Annotated in this window: 13 protein-coding genes and 1 pseudogene; 8 read left to right on the plus strand and 6 right to left on the minus strand. The window is 62.1% G+C overall.

Features of this window, described 5'->3' with window-relative positions; genetic code table 11:
* Positions 1–589: 589 nt before the first annotated feature.
* The 3 genes from IE187_RS20660 to IE187_RS20670 all read left to right on the plus strand — a co-directional run bounded on the left by IE187_RS20660 (position 590) and on the right by IE187_RS20670 (position 3,665).
* A complete protein-coding gene (locus tag IE187_RS20660; RefSeq protein WP_189677888.1) occupies positions 590–1,408 on the plus strand; it encodes a universal stress protein in 819 nt (272 codons plus the stop codon).
* A gap of 1 nt (position 1,409) precedes the next feature.
* The gene (locus IE187_RS20665; protein WP_189677889.1) at positions 1,410–2,504 is read left to right on the plus strand and encodes an Acg family FMN-binding oxidoreductase; all 1,095 of its coding nucleotides are present in this window, start codon (positions 1,410–1,412) and stop codon (positions 2,502–2,504) included.
* Positions 2,505–3,185: 681 nt separating this feature from the next.
* Positions 3,186–3,665, plus strand: a complete 480-nt coding sequence (locus IE187_RS20670) for a potassium channel family protein (RefSeq protein ID WP_229839624.1) — start codon at positions 3,186–3,188, stop codon at positions 3,663–3,665.
* 5 nt (positions 3,666–3,670) lie between these two features.
* Here IE187_RS20670 and IE187_RS20675 read toward each other — a convergent pair whose 3' ends face one another.
* The 6 genes and pseudogenes from IE187_RS20675 to IE187_RS20700 all read right to left on the minus strand — a co-directional run bounded on the left by IE187_RS20675 (position 3,671) and on the right by IE187_RS20700 (position 8,516).
* Positions 3,671–3,937: a hypothetical protein gene (locus IE187_RS20675; protein ID WP_229839625.1), complete on the minus strand. Its 267-nt coding sequence runs from the start codon at positions 3,935–3,937 to the stop codon at positions 3,671–3,673.
* A 7-nt stretch (positions 3,938–3,944) separates the two neighbouring features.
* Positions 3,945–4,592, minus strand: coding sequence for a BON domain-containing protein (locus tag IE187_RS20680; protein WP_189677891.1), 648 nt, complete (start codon positions 4,590–4,592; stop codon positions 3,945–3,947).
* A 139-nt stretch (positions 4,593–4,731) separates the two neighbouring features.
* Positions 4,732–5,350: pseudogene (locus tag IE187_RS21560) on the minus strand (transposase); the annotation flags it as partial.
* A gap of 99 nt (positions 5,351–5,449) precedes the next feature.
* Complete coding sequence (locus tag IE187_RS20690; RefSeq protein WP_189677893.1) at positions 5,450–6,454, minus strand: glycoside hydrolase family 43 protein; 1,005 nt, start codon at positions 6,452–6,454, stop codon at positions 5,450–5,452.
* The gene (locus IE187_RS20695; RefSeq protein ID WP_189677894.1) at positions 6,451–7,503 is read right to left on the minus strand and encodes a glycoside hydrolase family protein; all 1,053 of its coding nucleotides are present in this window, start codon (positions 7,501–7,503) and stop codon (positions 6,451–6,453) included. The genes IE187_RS20690 and IE187_RS20695 overlap by 4 nt, the downstream gene beginning before the upstream one ends.
* Before the next feature lie 68 nt (positions 7,504–7,571).
* Positions 7,572–8,516 (minus strand): Gfo/Idh/MocA family protein, encoded by a 945-nt coding sequence (locus IE187_RS20700; RefSeq protein WP_189677895.1) that lies wholly within the window; start codon positions 8,514–8,516, stop codon positions 7,572–7,574.
* A gap of 269 nt (positions 8,517–8,785) precedes the next feature.
* Between IE187_RS20700 and IE187_RS20705 the strand changes: the two genes are divergently transcribed.
* The 5 genes from IE187_RS20705 (at position 8,786) to IE187_RS20725 (ending at position 14,217) form a co-directional block, all read left to right on the plus strand.
* A complete protein-coding gene (locus IE187_RS20705) occupies positions 8,786–10,513 on the plus strand; it encodes an IlvD/Edd family dehydratase (RefSeq protein WP_229839627.1) in 1,728 nt (575 codons plus the stop codon).
* Positions 10,510–11,361, plus strand: coding sequence for an SMP-30/gluconolactonase/LRE family protein (locus tag IE187_RS20710; RefSeq protein ID WP_189677897.1), 852 nt, complete (start codon positions 10,510–10,512; stop codon positions 11,359–11,361). The genes IE187_RS20705 and IE187_RS20710 overlap by 4 nt, the downstream gene beginning before the upstream one ends.
* 17 nt (positions 11,362–11,378) lie before the next feature.
* Complete coding sequence (locus IE187_RS20715; protein ID WP_189677898.1) at positions 11,379–12,527, plus strand: aldose epimerase family protein; 1,149 nt, start codon at positions 11,379–11,381, stop codon at positions 12,525–12,527.
* Between the two features lie 16 nt (positions 12,528–12,543).
* Positions 12,544–13,680: a glycoside hydrolase 5 family protein gene (locus IE187_RS20720; RefSeq protein WP_189677899.1), complete on the plus strand. Its 1,137-nt coding sequence runs from the start codon at positions 12,544–12,546 to the stop codon at positions 13,678–13,680.
* A gap of 147 nt (positions 13,681–13,827) precedes the next feature.
* On the plus strand, positions 13,828–14,217 hold the full coding sequence (locus IE187_RS20725; RefSeq protein ID WP_268249547.1) for a TonB-dependent receptor plug domain-containing protein: 390 nt from the start codon (positions 13,828–13,830) through the stop codon (positions 14,215–14,217).
* The last annotated feature ends 19 nt before the right edge of the window (positions 14,218–14,236 follow it).

Below are 14,236 nucleotides of genomic sequence, written 5' to 3' on the forward strand. Positions count from 1 at the left end.
TCGCAGCGGCATGAAACCGGCGGACGCCCCACTTAGCAATCGCGTCGAGCTGTTCAAATGAACCGAGCCACCTCTGAGGGCAGGTGCGGCGCGGAGACTTGCGCGCGCGATCCGTGCCTTGGGGTTCCGCATTCGAGCCCAGAGCAATAGGCTGGATCAGGGTAGACGGTCAGGATCGGGAACTACGCGGATTGCGACGAAGAGGACCACGCTGCCGGGTGTCCGGTTCTTCCGCAGTTCGCGGACTATGCGTACTTTCCGATGCTGCCCCCGAACGCGTCCTCGATCCTAAATAGAGGTGCCAGAGCGTTGCGTGCTGCGACGACATGGCTCTGGCGACCGTTCTCGTCGCCCGATCCTCGCATCGAGAAATTCGGCATGATCCAGTCGCAGCTTCATCGCATTTGGCACCTTGCCGATCATCGCCCGGCGATCGCGTTCGGAGTGTTGTCGGCGACCTTCGTCATCCAGTCGGTCGTCGCGCACATGCTCTGAAGCCCAGTCGCGAACGGCTCGCGTAGTTCCCGGGCCTTCCCGGGTCAGCGGGCAGCGCGACAAATAGTCATCTCCAAACTCGGAAAGGCGTCGCGTGCCCTACAAGACCTTGATGGTTCACCTCGATGCCGGCCAGCCCAACGCGGGCGTGCTCGCCGTCACCGCCGCGCTGGCCGAGCGCTATAGCGCGAGCGTGATCGGCATCGCTGCCTGCGAGCCGGTCCAAATCGGCTATGCGGAAGGCGACTTTTCAGGTGCCCTCGCGGTAGCCGAACGCCAAGTCGTTGATGACGAGTTGAAAACGGTCGCCGCGGAGTTCCACGCTTGCGAGGCAATCCGCGGCCGTGTGCTCGACTGGCGCAGCATTCCGACGCTCGAACCCATTGCCCACATCGTCGCAGTGGAGGCGCGGTGCGCGGACTTGCTCATTACGGGCGCTGTCACGGAAGCCCTGGACTCGACACGTCATGCCGATACCGGCGAGCTCGTCATCCACGCTGGGCGACCCGTGCTGATCGTGCCAGCCCATGCGACCACCGCGGACTTCGCGACCGTCATGTTGGCGTGGGCCGACACCCGCGAATGCCGCCGCGCCGTCGTTGATGCTCTGCCGCTGCTGATGAATGCCGATCGCGTTGTCCTCGCCGGCGTCGGCTCGGATCTTTCGGGTATCCGCGCGCGCATCGAGGACGTGCGCGACTGGCTGGGCCGGCACGGCATCGACGCCGACGTCATCGTCGAGCATGCTTTAGCGGGGGACGCTGCCGCCCTGGCAAAGATTGCCGACGATAACACCGTCGATCTGATCGTCGCCGGTGCCTACGGCCACAATCGGCTGGCCGAATGGGCGTTCGGCGGAGTGACGCGCAGCTTGCTGATGGGCAACGCTCGCTGCGTGCTGCTGTCGCACTGACATGAACCGGCGCACCCTCTTGATCGGCGGCGGTGCCGCCACCGTGGCCGTAGCAGGCGCAGGGTGGATCGGACTGCACGGCATGGGGTCGATGTCGGCTTATGACGCGTCGGTGGCGGCATCGCGGGCGGCGCTCGGCGCCAACCCCGGTTACCGCGCTCTCGTGCGCTTCGCGACGCTCGCGCCTAACGGGCACAATACGCAGCCGTGGCGGTTCCGCATCGCGACCGATCGCATCACCGTGCTGCCTGATTTCGCGCGGCGCACGCCCGTCGTCGATCCCGATGATCATCACATCTTCGTCAGCCTGGGCTGCGCCGCCGAGAATCTGATGCTCGCCGCCGCTGCCAGCGGGCATAGCGCAGAGCCCGAGTTCGCCTCCAAAAATGGCGGCGCGATCGAGCTCCGGTTTCGCCCCGCCAGACCGCTCGACAGCGCGCTGTGCGACGCAATCCCGCAGCGACAATCGACGCGCGGCGACTATGACGGGAAGCCGCTCTCGACCGCCGAATTGCAGATGCTCGCGACCGCGGCTGAGGTGCCGGATGTCGAGACCGTTCTGATCACACAGCGCGCCGACATCGATCGTGTCCGCGATCTGGTGCTCACGGGCAACACCGCTCAGATGGCCGACGCCGCGTTCGTGCGCGAATTGAAGCAGTGGCTGCGCTTCAACCCGCATGATGCAACGCGGAGCGGCGACGGGTTGTTCAGCGTCGCCAGCGGCAATCCGTCGCTACCCTCCTGGGCCGGTCCGCTGTTGTTCGATCGGATGGTGACGGCGGCATCCGAAAACGACCGATACGCCCGCCAGCTGCGGTCCTCCGCCGGCGTTGCCGTCTTCGTGGGTGCCGCCGCCGATCCAGCGCATTGGGTGGGCGTGGGCCGCGCGTGCCAGCGCTTTGGGCTCCAGGCGACCGCGCTCGGGCTCAAATGCGCCTTCGTCAATCAACCGGTTGAAGTGCCCGGGCTTCGACCCGAACTGGCGTCGCTGATCGGCATAGCGGGGCAGCGCCCGGACATCGTGATGCGCTTCGGCCACGGTCCTCCCTTGCCGTTCTCGGCGCGCCGACCGGTCTCTGCCGTCCTGGCATGATGCTGATGCGTGTTAGCAACGCGGTGGCGCTTCGCGCCTTGAAAGCGATCCACACGATCATCTGGGGCTTTCTCGTCCTCGCGATTAAGGCGGTGTGGTAATTCGGAGCGACATCGAATTTCATCGGCGCCGCCACGGCCGTCGCGATCGTGCTGGTAGAGGTCACCGTGCTTGGCCTCAATCACGGACGCTGCCCGCTGCGCGGCATCGCTGCGAGCCTCACTGACGACAGGCGACCGGGCTACGACATCTATCTGCCAGGGTGGCTTGCTGCGCGGACAAAGCCAATCTTCGGCACGTTGTTTGGGGCTCGCATCGTCGTCACCCTTGCAAGGTGGCTCATAGAATACCGGACTACGTAGTTTCCGGCCGTCGATGCCGCTTGGGCGTGGGGTTATTCAAATCGTTATGCTTTCAATCGCGTCGCCGATTTCGGCGGCGACGCCCCCCGTCTTAAGGACGCCCCGCAATGTATACCAACGATGCCGAAGCTGCCTATTGCAAGGCCAGGATCAAACAGTCGACCTCGGCTGCGATATCCTCGAGCGGAAGCTGTGCACGGGCATCGCATAAAACTATGGCGGCGAGGTCTGCGGAGCGTCTCGCCGGTCTGACCCGAGCGCCGCGGCCCTCGATGTTCGCCGCTGTGGAATGACGGCTTCCTTCCTGATGCAGCTTGGCATGGCGTCGATCATGGTGGGTTTGAGCGTGATCGTGCATTTTGCCGGCTTGTCCATGCTACTCGCGCTGGTGCAGCGGCATCGGCGGGGTGCCGACCGCATGATCACGTTCATCGAGAACGGCGCGGTCATGGCGGGGGCGGCGCTGGGTCTGTTCGCGCTGCACGGTATTGAGATCTGGGGCTACGCATTTCTCTATCGGGCGATGGGCTGGTTCGAGACCTTCGAGCAAGCGCTGTACTTCTCGACATCGACCTATGCGACGATCGGATATGGCGACGTGGTCCTGCCCGTCGGCAGCCGCCTGCTCGGCGCGATCGAGGGCGTGAACGGCGTCATCCTGCTCGGTTGGTCGACCGCCTTCTTCTTCACCATCGTCCACCGCATGACGTCGATCGAGCGCGATTTCGGCCGGGGGCCGGCATCTCTACACCCGGATACGGTTCAGCTGCAGCGCGTTCGCGACGACGGAGAGCGGTGACGCGGTTACGACGACCGCACGTTCAGATAATCCACCGTTAGCGTACCGATCGAAAGCGTCTCGATCCGCGCTTCCAGGATTTTCAGGCGCTTGATGGTCAGGAACCCGATCGCGACCGCGCCGATCGCCAGCGCATCGCAGGCGAGCGCGCCCGAGGCGATCGCTCCGACGGCTGTGCGTCCGGTCTTCGTCTTCACGATCTTCATGCTTGCGGCACCGTTCTTCCAGCGCAGGCGACCCCGCCCGCCCCAAGTCGGGGCGGGCGGGGTCATCCCGAGATCACGCGATGATGAGGTCGTTCTCGACTTCGGTTGCGCCTGCCGCGCCCCACGCCGTGGCACCGGCGGTGTAGCGGTCGGCTGGCGTCTCGACCGAGCCGGTCAGCGTGACCTTGCCGCCTTGCGCGGTGACCGTGATCGTCTTGGGATCAAACAACGAGCGATGCAGCGCGAGATCGATCTTGTTGCCAATATTGGTTGCGTCGGCGCGCGGCTTGATCGTGGTTTCGTTGAGCACGCCGACCACACCATATAGCCCGTGAATGACGCGCTCGGCGGCGTCCTTCTGGAAATGCCACTCGACTTGGCCGCTCAGCGTGACCCAGCCGTTCTCGACCTTGATCTTGACGGCGTCGCGCGGCACGCTGACTTCCCAGTCGAGCCGCATGGCGGCCGCCTGGGCGATGTCTTCGTCGGTGCGCACCATGCTGGAGTGGAGCTGCACCTCTAGCTTTTCGACGAAGGCCTTGACGCCCTTGACGCGGGCTGCGGCGTGTTCGGCCGCACGCTTTTCGAGGAAATTCTCGACATGTCCCGAAAGCGTGACGATGCCATTCCTGGCGGTGACACCAATGTGCGCCGCGGTAACGCTTGGCTCCCATGCGAATTCGGCGAGCAGGGCTTCCTGAAGCAGACGATCCTGAGACATACAACTCCTGACGTTGAGCAACGGAAGTCCGCTGCGAAGCATCGCGAGCGATCCTCCCGAAGCACGACGCGTGCCTTGAGAATGCTCGTTCCGACATCGCCGGCGGTCCTGTGGCCTGGTTTGTCACCGCCCTTCACACGGCGCTGAACTTTCGATGAAACACATTGCCGGCGGTTACCAAACGCACGCCATCGTCCTTAGGAAGACCCCGACGACGCGGGCGTGCCATCGACCCGTTCAGGCGCATCAGCCGCTTGACACGATGCAGGTCGCGTAAACGGCCCGCGGCCTAAAGTTCGTGCCAGACGCGACTTACACCATAAGTGCAGTAGCTGGAGATGAAGCTGGCGTGGATCTTCCCTCCATACGCTTCATCACTGAGCGACCGAGCACTCGGCGCGCGCACGAGCCAGGCGTGGAAGCCACTGCGAGAGACATCGAGCGTCTCGCAAATCTACGACACCGGCCAGATCCCTCGATGCTTGCGATGAACCTGAACTTCATATCGAGTCCCTGGCAAAGCACACCGCGGCTTTTTTTGGGATGTCACGTTCGACCTTCATCTGGGCAAACTCGCGGCGCAGCCGCTCATTCTCCTGCCGCTCAGATTTCTTCTGGCCGTTGCCAGGGAATGCCGACTGGGGATCAACTTCTGCTTCGCGGACCCATTTGCGCAGCACGTTCTCGTGCAGGTCGAGATCGCGCGCGGCCTGAGCCACCGCCACGCCCCGATCGCGGGTCAACTTCACCGCCTCCAGCTTGAACCCTCGGCTGAACTTCCGTCATTGCATAATCACCTTCCAATTCCGAAAACACCTTATCTTGGTGTCCACGAAACCGGCAGCAGCTCAAAGCGGTCAGCGGGGCGGGGCGAAGATCGGGGTTCCTCGTGCGGACCATCTTACACGTTGAATGCGAGGCGCGCGTCGCGCGGTGCATTTCATGTCGGGCGCGTCATTGGCATGATAAACGATCCAAGTCTCGCGTCCGCCGGCGGCGGTGAAGAAGCCGTTATGCCCCGGTGCATATATGTTCGCGGCCGGCGCCTTTGCCACCACTGGCCGCACCGCCTTGCTCCAAACCGCCGGATCGAGCGGGTCGCTGCCGCGTAAGGCGCTCAGTAAACCGATCGCATAATCGTCGGACCAGCACGCGCTGGCGGAATAGCTCAAAAAAAGATCGCCTTTCGGCCCGGCGAGAAATTCGGGTCCTTCAAGGATCTGCCGGCCGCCGCGGCGCTCCCAGTCTTGGTCAGGGCGGGCGATGATGCTTTCCGCCCCGACCAATGTCCACGGATTAGCCATTTCGACGATGGCGAGGTCACTGTCGGCCCCAACATACGGTGAATAGACAAAATAGCGTTTCCCCCCATAGCTGAAGGTCGTGCCGTCGATACCGGAATGCGCCGTCTTCAAGCGGCCACGGTCGATCCATGTCCCTCGCGTCGGATCGAGGCCGGTATTCTCGAGCACGAAAATCCCGCGATGCGCGTCGTCGTCATGCCCGCTCTCGGCAGCGGTGTAGTAGATGTACCAAGTGTCGCCGATCCGGTGCAATTCGGGTGCCCATATGGATTGCGCATTCGGGCCTATTGCGGGTGGCGTCCATACCGTTATCTCCGCTGCGTCCGCCAGCCGTGCGAGATTTTTGGTTTTGCGGATAGCCAATCGGTCGCCGAGCGTATTCATATAGAAATAGGTGTCGCCCTGCCTCACGATCCACGGATCGGGACCCGAGGGCAGCAGTGGGTTGCTAATGGCCGACGCAGCACCGCGCGCCTCAACCGCCGTGGTCGGCATCTCGAGCGCGATCAGATTCACTATGGCCACTAGCGCGAGTGGGCGGATCCAAGACACATTCATTTGTCGGGGAAAGCGGCGACGATCGCGTCATATTGCGCTCGCGAGATGCCGATCATCGATCCGTGGCGCAGCCCAGCGGGCATCTCGTAGCGATTCCATTCGGGTACGCCGCTATTGCCCGACACCTGGACCCACGGGCCAGAAAGCTTCGGTGCCATGGACAGGCCGTAACTGGTCCCGGCATACTGCTCGTAATATAGCATCCAGTCCTTGCTGTTGGGCGCGCGGATCAGCGTCGGCGCTTCGCGAAAATTGGGGCTAAGCGGCGGACCTGGAAGCGGATAGGGTCCGAGCAGTTTGGCCGCGCAACTCATCCGCACAGTCTTGCCAGTAGTCCATTCGTAGGACGGGTAGCGCTCATCCTTGATGATCGCGCAATAGCCGCCTTTGCCAGAATCATCGTTCGGCTGGATGATCGTGTCGATTGTCGCCATGTCCCAGGCGAACAGCCGACGCGGCGGCGCAGCGAAGGTCTTGAGGTCCTTTGACTGGACGTACAAAGTGCGTTGGCTTCCCCAATAGCGCTCTGGATCTTCCTTCGAGCCTTCGAGGCTCGGCGTGTGCCAGGTCAGCAGGAATTTCCCCGAAGGCTTGTCGAAAAACAGTTTTGGCGCTCCGATCCGCTGGAGCGGATGTGGATAGCCAAGGACCGTCTGCAGGTCTGGTTGATAAGTGCCATAAGGCATCCAGCGCACTAGATCGTCCGACACCCAGAAGCGGATCAGGGGATCGTCATCGCCTTTGTTACCAACCAGATAATACCGCCCGTCGCCTCCGCGCGCCACTGAAGCATGGCCGTGATAGTCAGCAGAAACGGGTTTGCCCGCATTGACCTGTCGCCAGTGCAGCCCATCGAGGCTGACCGAGTAATACAGGACGCCGTAGCGTTCCTTGGTCATGTGAAGGAAGAGATAGGCCTTCGCCGGATCGACATAGGGTGTAACCGGGCCGCCCGGCGCGACTTGCGCGCCTACGCCGCCACTTATGACAGTGCCGAGTGCCAAAACTAGCGGCACTCCGGCACGCACAATCGATCGAACCAAGCGCATCGCTCCACTCCTCATTTATCTTTATATCATATAAGTAGTATAGTTATGGCTTTGTCCAGCGCGTCCCGTTAAAAATCAAACGATACAGCGCGCTTGTGGCGCGATACGAGAAAGGCGTCCGCCACGAGCTGCAGTGGGCGAAGATCCACATCGCTCTGCCGATCGCGGACGAGCGCGCTGAAGCGTTCGTAAAGGCGCGGATATTCCCCGGTATCTAAGTCAAGGATTTCCTCGGCGCCGTCGATGAAGAGGCGCTTACCGCCTTCGGTCAAGAGTAGCGTCCCGCTGGTCGTCTCGACCGCGATGGTCCAACTTTGTTTGCCAGTCTGAAGGAAATCGAGATCGAGTTGCACCGGCGCGTCGTTGGGAAGGCGCAGAGCAATTTGCGCAGCGATCGGCGATGCGCGATTAGCTGGCACGACGATCGTGCCGCTTTCGACAATCAGCGCCTGCGGAAGGATAGCGGTCACAATCGACAGGGCATTGATACCGGGATCGAATACGCCAAATCCGCCAGCGGCCAGGATCCACTCCTGCCCGGGATGCCAGACGCGAATGTCTTCTCGCCAGTGGATCGCGACGCGCGTCACAATGCGCTGAGCGAGCCAATTGCGCGCCGCATCGACGCCCGCGGCCTCGCGCGAATGCCAGCTGGCGAAAAGCGTTACGCCCTGCTCAGAGGCGAGTTGCTGCAACGCCACGACTTCGCTTACGGTCGCGCCGGGCGGCTTTTCTATCATCACATGCTTGCCTGCCGCGATCGCTGCGCGCGCGATACGATCCCGGCCACCCGGCGGAGTGCAGATCGACACCGCATCGAGCTGCGGTCCATCAGCGAGCATCGTTTCAATGCTCGCGAAATTGGGCTGATCGTCGAGCGTGGCATGGCGGCTCGCGGCGGCCATCAGAATGAAATCAGAAGAAGCGGCGATCGCCGGCAAATGCTGGTCGCGCGCTATTTTTCCGACGCCGATGATGCCGAGACGCAAGGGTTTGGCGGATGTGTTCGTCATTGGACGTCCTGATTTCGCAAAGCTTCGCTCGATCGCCGCATCACAACTCTCCGCTAAATTCTTTTATCCGATAAATCGGCTTTCTATCGATCCCAGGCTGAGCTATCAATCGCGAAAGCGTCGTCGCGCGTTCGGCACGCAGGTAAAGGCTTGGGAGAGGCAGGTATGATCGTGTATTCTTTCGCGCGGCGTGGGAGCGTCGTATTGTGAGCGACGACACGGTAAAATTGCGGTCGCGCGCATGGTTCGACAACACCGCCAACCCCGACATGACGGCGCTCTATATCGAGCGCTATCTCAATTTTGGCCTGAGTCTGGAAGAACTCCAGTCAAACCGCCCTATTATTGGTATCGCGCAATCGGGATCCGACCTTGTGCCGTGCAACCGGCACCATCTGGTGCTCGCCGAGCGCGTCCGCGACGGCATTCGTGATGCGGGCGGCATTCCGATCGAATTCCCGACGCATCCTCTGCAGGAGACCGGCAAGCGCCCGACTGCCGGGCTCGACCGCAACCTCGCCTACCTGTCGCTGGTCGAGGTGTTGTTCGGCTATCCGCTCGATGGCGTCGTGCTGACCATCGGTTGCGACAAGACCACGCCTGCCGCACTCATGGCAGCGGCGACAGTCAATATTCCTGCAATCGCCCTGTCGGTCGGGCCGATGCTAAATGGCTGGCACAAAGGCGAGCGCACAGGGTCGGGCACGATCGTGTGGAAAGCGCGCGAACTGCTGGCAGCGGGCGAGATTGACTACAAGGGCTTCATCGAGCTTGTCGCCTCGTCGGCACCCTCGACCGGTTTCTGCAACACGATGGGCACGGCGACGACGATGAATTCGCTAACCGAGGCACTTGGCATGTCCTTGCCCGGATCCGCGGCGATCCCGGCGCCGTATCGCGATAGACAGCAATGTGCCTGGGAAACCGGGCGGCAAATCGTCGAGATGGTTCAGGCGGATCGCAAGCCCAGCGACATCCTCACACGCGCGGCGTTTCTCAACGCGATTAAGGTCAATTCGGCGATCGGCGGTTCAACCAATGCGCCCATCCACCTCAACGCGATTGCACGTCACATCGGCGTCGAGCTGACGCTCGCGGACTGGGAAAAGACAGGCGCGGACGTGCCGTTGATCGTCAATCTACAGCCGGCAGGTAAATATCTGGGCGAAGATTATTATCGCGCAGGCGGTGTGCCTGCAGTGATGGGGATGTTGCTCGCCGCGGGCGAGATCGACGGCGGAGCGGTTGCGTGCAACGGCAAGAGCGTCGCCGACAATGTCGGCGGCAGGTCGACCGAGGATGTCGACGTGATACGGACACTCGCCGAGCCGCTCAAGCCGGCGGCTGGTCTTTCAGTGTTCAGCGGCAATTTGTTCGACGGCGCCGTGATGAAGTTGAGCGTCATTTCCGAAGAGTTTCGCGACCGTTATCTGCGCAATCCGTCGGATCCCGAAGCGTTCGAAGGGCGTGTTGTCGTGTTTGACGGGCCCGAGGATTATCATCACCGGATCGACGATTCGACGCTGGGGCTTGATGAAAATACCGTTCTCATCATGCGCGGGGCAGGGCCTGTCGGCTATCCGGGCGGAGCTGAAGTCGTAAACATGCGGCCCTCCGCCGCGTTAATCCGCGCGGGCGTGCATGCGCTGCCGTGCATCGGCGACGGGCGGCAATCGGGGACAAGCGGATCACCGTCGATCCTCAACGCGTCGCCTGAGGCCGCGGTCGGCGGCGGATTGGCGGTAGCCAAGACCGGCGATCGGATCCGAATCGACCTCAAGGGTCGGCGCGTCGACTTGCTCGTTTCTGAAGAGGAAATGGCGCGCCGCCGCGGCGCGCTCGCGGCGCTCGAACAGACGCTGGCTCCGCCGTCGCAGACGCCGTGGCAGGAAATCCAGCGCGGCATCGTCGGTCAGTTCGATACCGGCGCGGTGCTCGAGCCCGCTGTCAAATATCAGCGGATAGCGCAGCTCGGGCTGCCGCGGGACAGCCATTGATCACCGTGCGCGAAATCCCGCGTGATCGCCGCGACGTGCTGGGCGAGGGGCTGTATTGGTCGGCGCGTGAGCAGGCGGTCTATTGGACCGACATTCTCGGATGCCGTGTCAATCGCTTGCGGCTTGCAGATGGGCGCGTTGATAGCTGGGAGATGCCGGGGACGATCGGCTGGATTGTTGAGCGCGAGGACGCGTCAGGTTTCGTTGCCGGGCTAGACCGCCGCATGGTTGCGCTGACGCTCAATCCGTTGACGATCACGCCGCTCGCCGATCCCGACCGTTCGGGCAACCGGATGAACGATGCCAAGGCAGACCCAACCGGCCGGATTTGGGCCGGAACGATGGCGCTGGACGGCGCGCGGCCAACGGGCGCTTTCTACCGGCTCGACCAGAAGGGGACAGTCACGCGCGTGGATGACGGCTACCACATCGCCGATGGCCCGGCGATCACACCTGACGGTCGCACGCTGTTCCATACCGACAGTGCTCTACGGACCGTATATCGCTTCGAGATCGATGCAGAAGGTGGTCTTGGCCCGCGCGAGACTTTCATTGACTTCGAGGAGGGCTGGGGCGACCCGGATGGCATGACGCTCGATGCCGACGGCGGACTTTGGATCGCCTGCTGGGGCGCGGGTTGCGTCACGCGTTTCACGCCTGAAGGTCGTCGCGATCGTTCGATCTCGCTGCCGGCGTCGCAGGTCACCAATTGCATTTTTGCCGGCCCCGAACTCGATCGGATGTTCGTGACGTCGGCGTCGCACGGCGTCGACGAGCCACAAGCTGGCGCGCTATTTGAGGTCGATCCAGGCTGTCGCGGAACGCCGACCCATCGGTATCGCGGATAGGATAAGAGGAGAGTATTATGACACGAGCACATGGTGTCGCACTTGTGACGGGCGCGCTAACACTCGTTTTGGCGAGCCCGGCGGTCGCAGGCGAGGCGAAGCAAAGCAGCTTCGGCACGTTGCCCGATGGTCGCCCAGTCGCGGCGGTGACCCTGACCAACTCGCACGGTGTGTTGGCGCGAGTGATCGCCTTGGGCGCAGCCCTGCAGTCGATGATCCTGCCAGATCGGGACGGCAAGCCAATTGATGTTGCGGTTGGGTACGATACCCTCGAGGGTTACGCAACGAAGCCCGAATTCTTCGGTGCAACGGTCGGTCGCGTCGCCAATCGGATCGCCGGCGGCCGCTTCACCTTTGATGGACACACTTATCACACGCCGGTCAATAACGGCCCCAATTCGCTTCACGGCGGGACCAAGGGTTTCGACAAAGTGTTGTGGGAAGTCGTCGCCGTTAAGAGCGGCCCGACCGCTTCGGTGACACTACGCTATGTCAGTCCCGATGGCGACATGGGGTATCCCGGCACGCTGACCACCTTCGCCACTTACGCGCTCGACGAGCGCAACCAGCTGACGATCGAGTATCGTGCCACTACCGACAAGCCGACGCTCGTCAACATTTCGAACCACAGCTACTGGAACCTCGCCGGCGCTGGTTCGCCCGGCGGTGCGATGGGGCATATCGTCACAATCCCGGCCGAACGCTACACGCCAACCGACGCGACCGCGATTCCCACCGGCGCCTTGCCGAGCGTGGCGGGCACGGTGTTCGATTTCCGAACGCCCCATGCGGTTGGTCCGCGCGTGCGCGACGGGCGCGACACGCAGATCGCCTACGGGCGCGGCTATGATCACAATTGGGTGATTGGTACCGCGGTTACCGCACTGCCCCATCTTATGGCGAAGGTCACCGAACCCCTCTCTGGCCTAGGCTTTGAATTGTGGTCGAACCAGCCCGGGCTACAATTCTATTCGGGCAATTTCTTCGACGGCACCGTGGTTGGAAAGGGCGGACAAATCTACCGCATGGGCGATGCGATCGTGATGGAGCCGCAGCTCTTTCCCGACGCCCCCAACCAGCCCAAATTCCCATCGGCGCGGCTAGATCCTGGCCAGACCTATCGCAATGTCATCATCTATAAATTCACCCTTGGCGCGAAACGCTGAGGTGCGGGGAACTCTTATGAACAGACTCACTATGCTGCTGCTAGGCGCGGCTGCGACCTTCGCCTTGGCCAGTGCCCCCGCGGAGGCGCGCGAGCGCTGGTCACCGCAGCAGGCCAACGCCTGGTACGCGCAACAGGCCTGGCTGGTTGGATCGAACTATACGCCAGCCTCTGCGATCAATCAGCTCGAAATGTGGCAGGAAGCCACGTGGGATCCAAAACGAATCGATTACGAACTTGGCCTGGCGCAAGGCATCGGCATGAACACGATGCGCGTGTTCATGCCCGATCAATTGTGGGAGCAGGATCCGGAGGGTTTCAAGCGTCGGATCGATGCCTTTCTGACAATCGCCGCCAGGCACAAGATCAGGCCACTGTTCGTGCTATTCGACAGCTGTTGGGATCCCAATCCGGTGCTCGGTCCGCAACATCCGCCGATCCCAGGTGTGCACAATTCGGGTTGGGTTCAGTCGCCGGGCCTGCCCGGGCTACGCGACATGGCGCGCTACCCGAAGTACCGGGCTTATGTCACCGGCGTGATCGGCGCATTCGCTAAGGACGACCGCATCCTCGGCTGGGACCTGTGGAACGAGCCCGACAATCCGGCGGATCAATACAAGGGCCAGGACGGCAAGGAGCCGTTGGTGAGAGGCCTGCTTACGCAAGTCTTCGACTGGGCGCGTGCCGCAAACCCGGTTCAGCCGGTGACGAGCGGGGTGTGGTGGCACGATGACTGGTCGCCGGGCGCCAAGCTGACTGGGATGGAGAAGCTTCAGCTTGGACAGTCGGACATCATCACCTTCCATGATTATGGTTGGCCGGAACAGTTTGAGGGCCGAGTGAAGCAGCTCAAACTGTACGGCCGCCCTGTGCTATGCACTGAGTTCATGGCGCGCGGTAACGGGTCCACCTTCGACGGCTCGCTTCCAATCGGCAAACGTTACAATGTTGCAATGTTGAACTGGGGCTTCGTCGACGGCAAGACGCAGACACGCCTTCCATGGGACAGTTGGAAGAAGCCCTATACCATGGATGAGCCAACCTTGTGGTTCCATGAGGTTTTCCGTGCCGACGGGACGCCCTATCGGCCAGCCGAAACCGCGTTAATTCGGCGCCTGGCGGCGGCACCGAAGATGGTGGTGCCCGGCCAATAACAGTGAGGTGGCAGACATTGCTGGTCACCGCGCGACTGCGAGCAATCGCCGTGGTCTGACAAATAAGACTTGTCCTACAGTGTTTCTGTGGGTATGAGTGAGCATGAGCCGGATTCAAAAGTCGGCACGTTTCTTAGGAGGGGTGAAATGGTTTCCAAATTCGCAGCGCTATCATCGGTGTCCTTGTTCGCCTTGATGGGTGCATCGCCCGCGCTGGCGCAGGATCAGTCCACGACCCCATCCCAGGCTACCGCGCCGGCTGATACAGCATCCACCGATATCGTTGTCACCGGGATCCGTGCCTCGCTCGCTAAAGCGGCTGACATCAAGCGCGATTCGTATAACGTTGTCGACTCAATCGTTGCCGACGATATTGGAAAGCTGCCCGATCGCACCGTTGCCGCCGCGCTTCAGCGCGTTCCCGGCGTGCAGGTCACGGTCGGCGACAATAACGAAATCGTAAATCCGATCATTCGGGGCTTATACCAAGTCCCTCGGAGCCTGACTCAGCGCCGGGGATTCCCAAGTCGGTCATGATCTGATTCAACATCGCAAA

The organism is Sphingomonas glacialis (assembly GCF_014653575.1).
Lineage (GTDB): Bacteria > Pseudomonadota > Alphaproteobacteria > Sphingomonadales > Sphingomonadaceae > Sphingomonas > Sphingomonas glacialis.

Bases quoted from the DNA above. Each gene is read 5' to 3' on its own strand.
- IE187_RS20725 (WP_268249547.1), top strand. From the start codon at position 13,828: ATGGTTTCCAAATTCGCAGCGCTATCATCGGTGTCCTTGTTCGCCTTG.
- IE187_RS20690 (WP_189677893.1), bottom strand. From the start codon at position 6,454: ATGAATGTGTCTTGGATCCGCCCACTCGCGCTAGTGGCCATAGTGAAT.
- IE187_RS20680 (WP_189677891.1), bottom strand. From the start codon at position 4,592: ATGTCTCAGGATCGTCTGCTTCAGGAAGCCCTGCTCGCCGAATTCGCA.
- IE187_RS20675 (WP_229839625.1), bottom strand. From the start codon at position 3,937: ATGACCCCGCCCGCCCCGACTTGGGGCGGGCGGGGTCGCCTGCGCTGG.
- IE187_RS20700 (WP_189677895.1), bottom strand. From the start codon at position 8,516: ATGACGAACACATCCGCCAAACCCTTGCGTCTCGGCATCATCGGCGTC.
- IE187_RS20715 (WP_189677898.1), top strand. From the start codon at position 11,379: ATGACACGAGCACATGGTGTCGCACTTGTGACGGGCGCGCTAACACTC.
- IE187_RS20670 (WP_229839624.1), top strand. From the start codon at position 3,186: ATGGCGTCGATCATGGTGGGTTTGAGCGTGATCGTGCATTTTGCCGGC.
- IE187_RS20720 (WP_189677899.1), top strand. From the start codon at position 12,544: ATGAACAGACTCACTATGCTGCTGCTAGGCGCGGCTGCGACCTTCGCC.
- IE187_RS20695 (WP_189677894.1), bottom strand. From the start codon at position 7,503: ATGCGCTTGGTTCGATCGATTGTGCGTGCCGGAGTGCCGCTAGTTTTG.
- IE187_RS20705 (WP_229839627.1), top strand. From the start codon at position 8,786: ATGACGGCGCTCTATATCGAGCGCTATCTCAATTTTGGCCTGAGTCTG.
- IE187_RS20665 (WP_189677889.1), top strand. From the start codon at position 1,410: ATGAACCGGCGCACCCTCTTGATCGGCGGCGGTGCCGCCACCGTGGCC.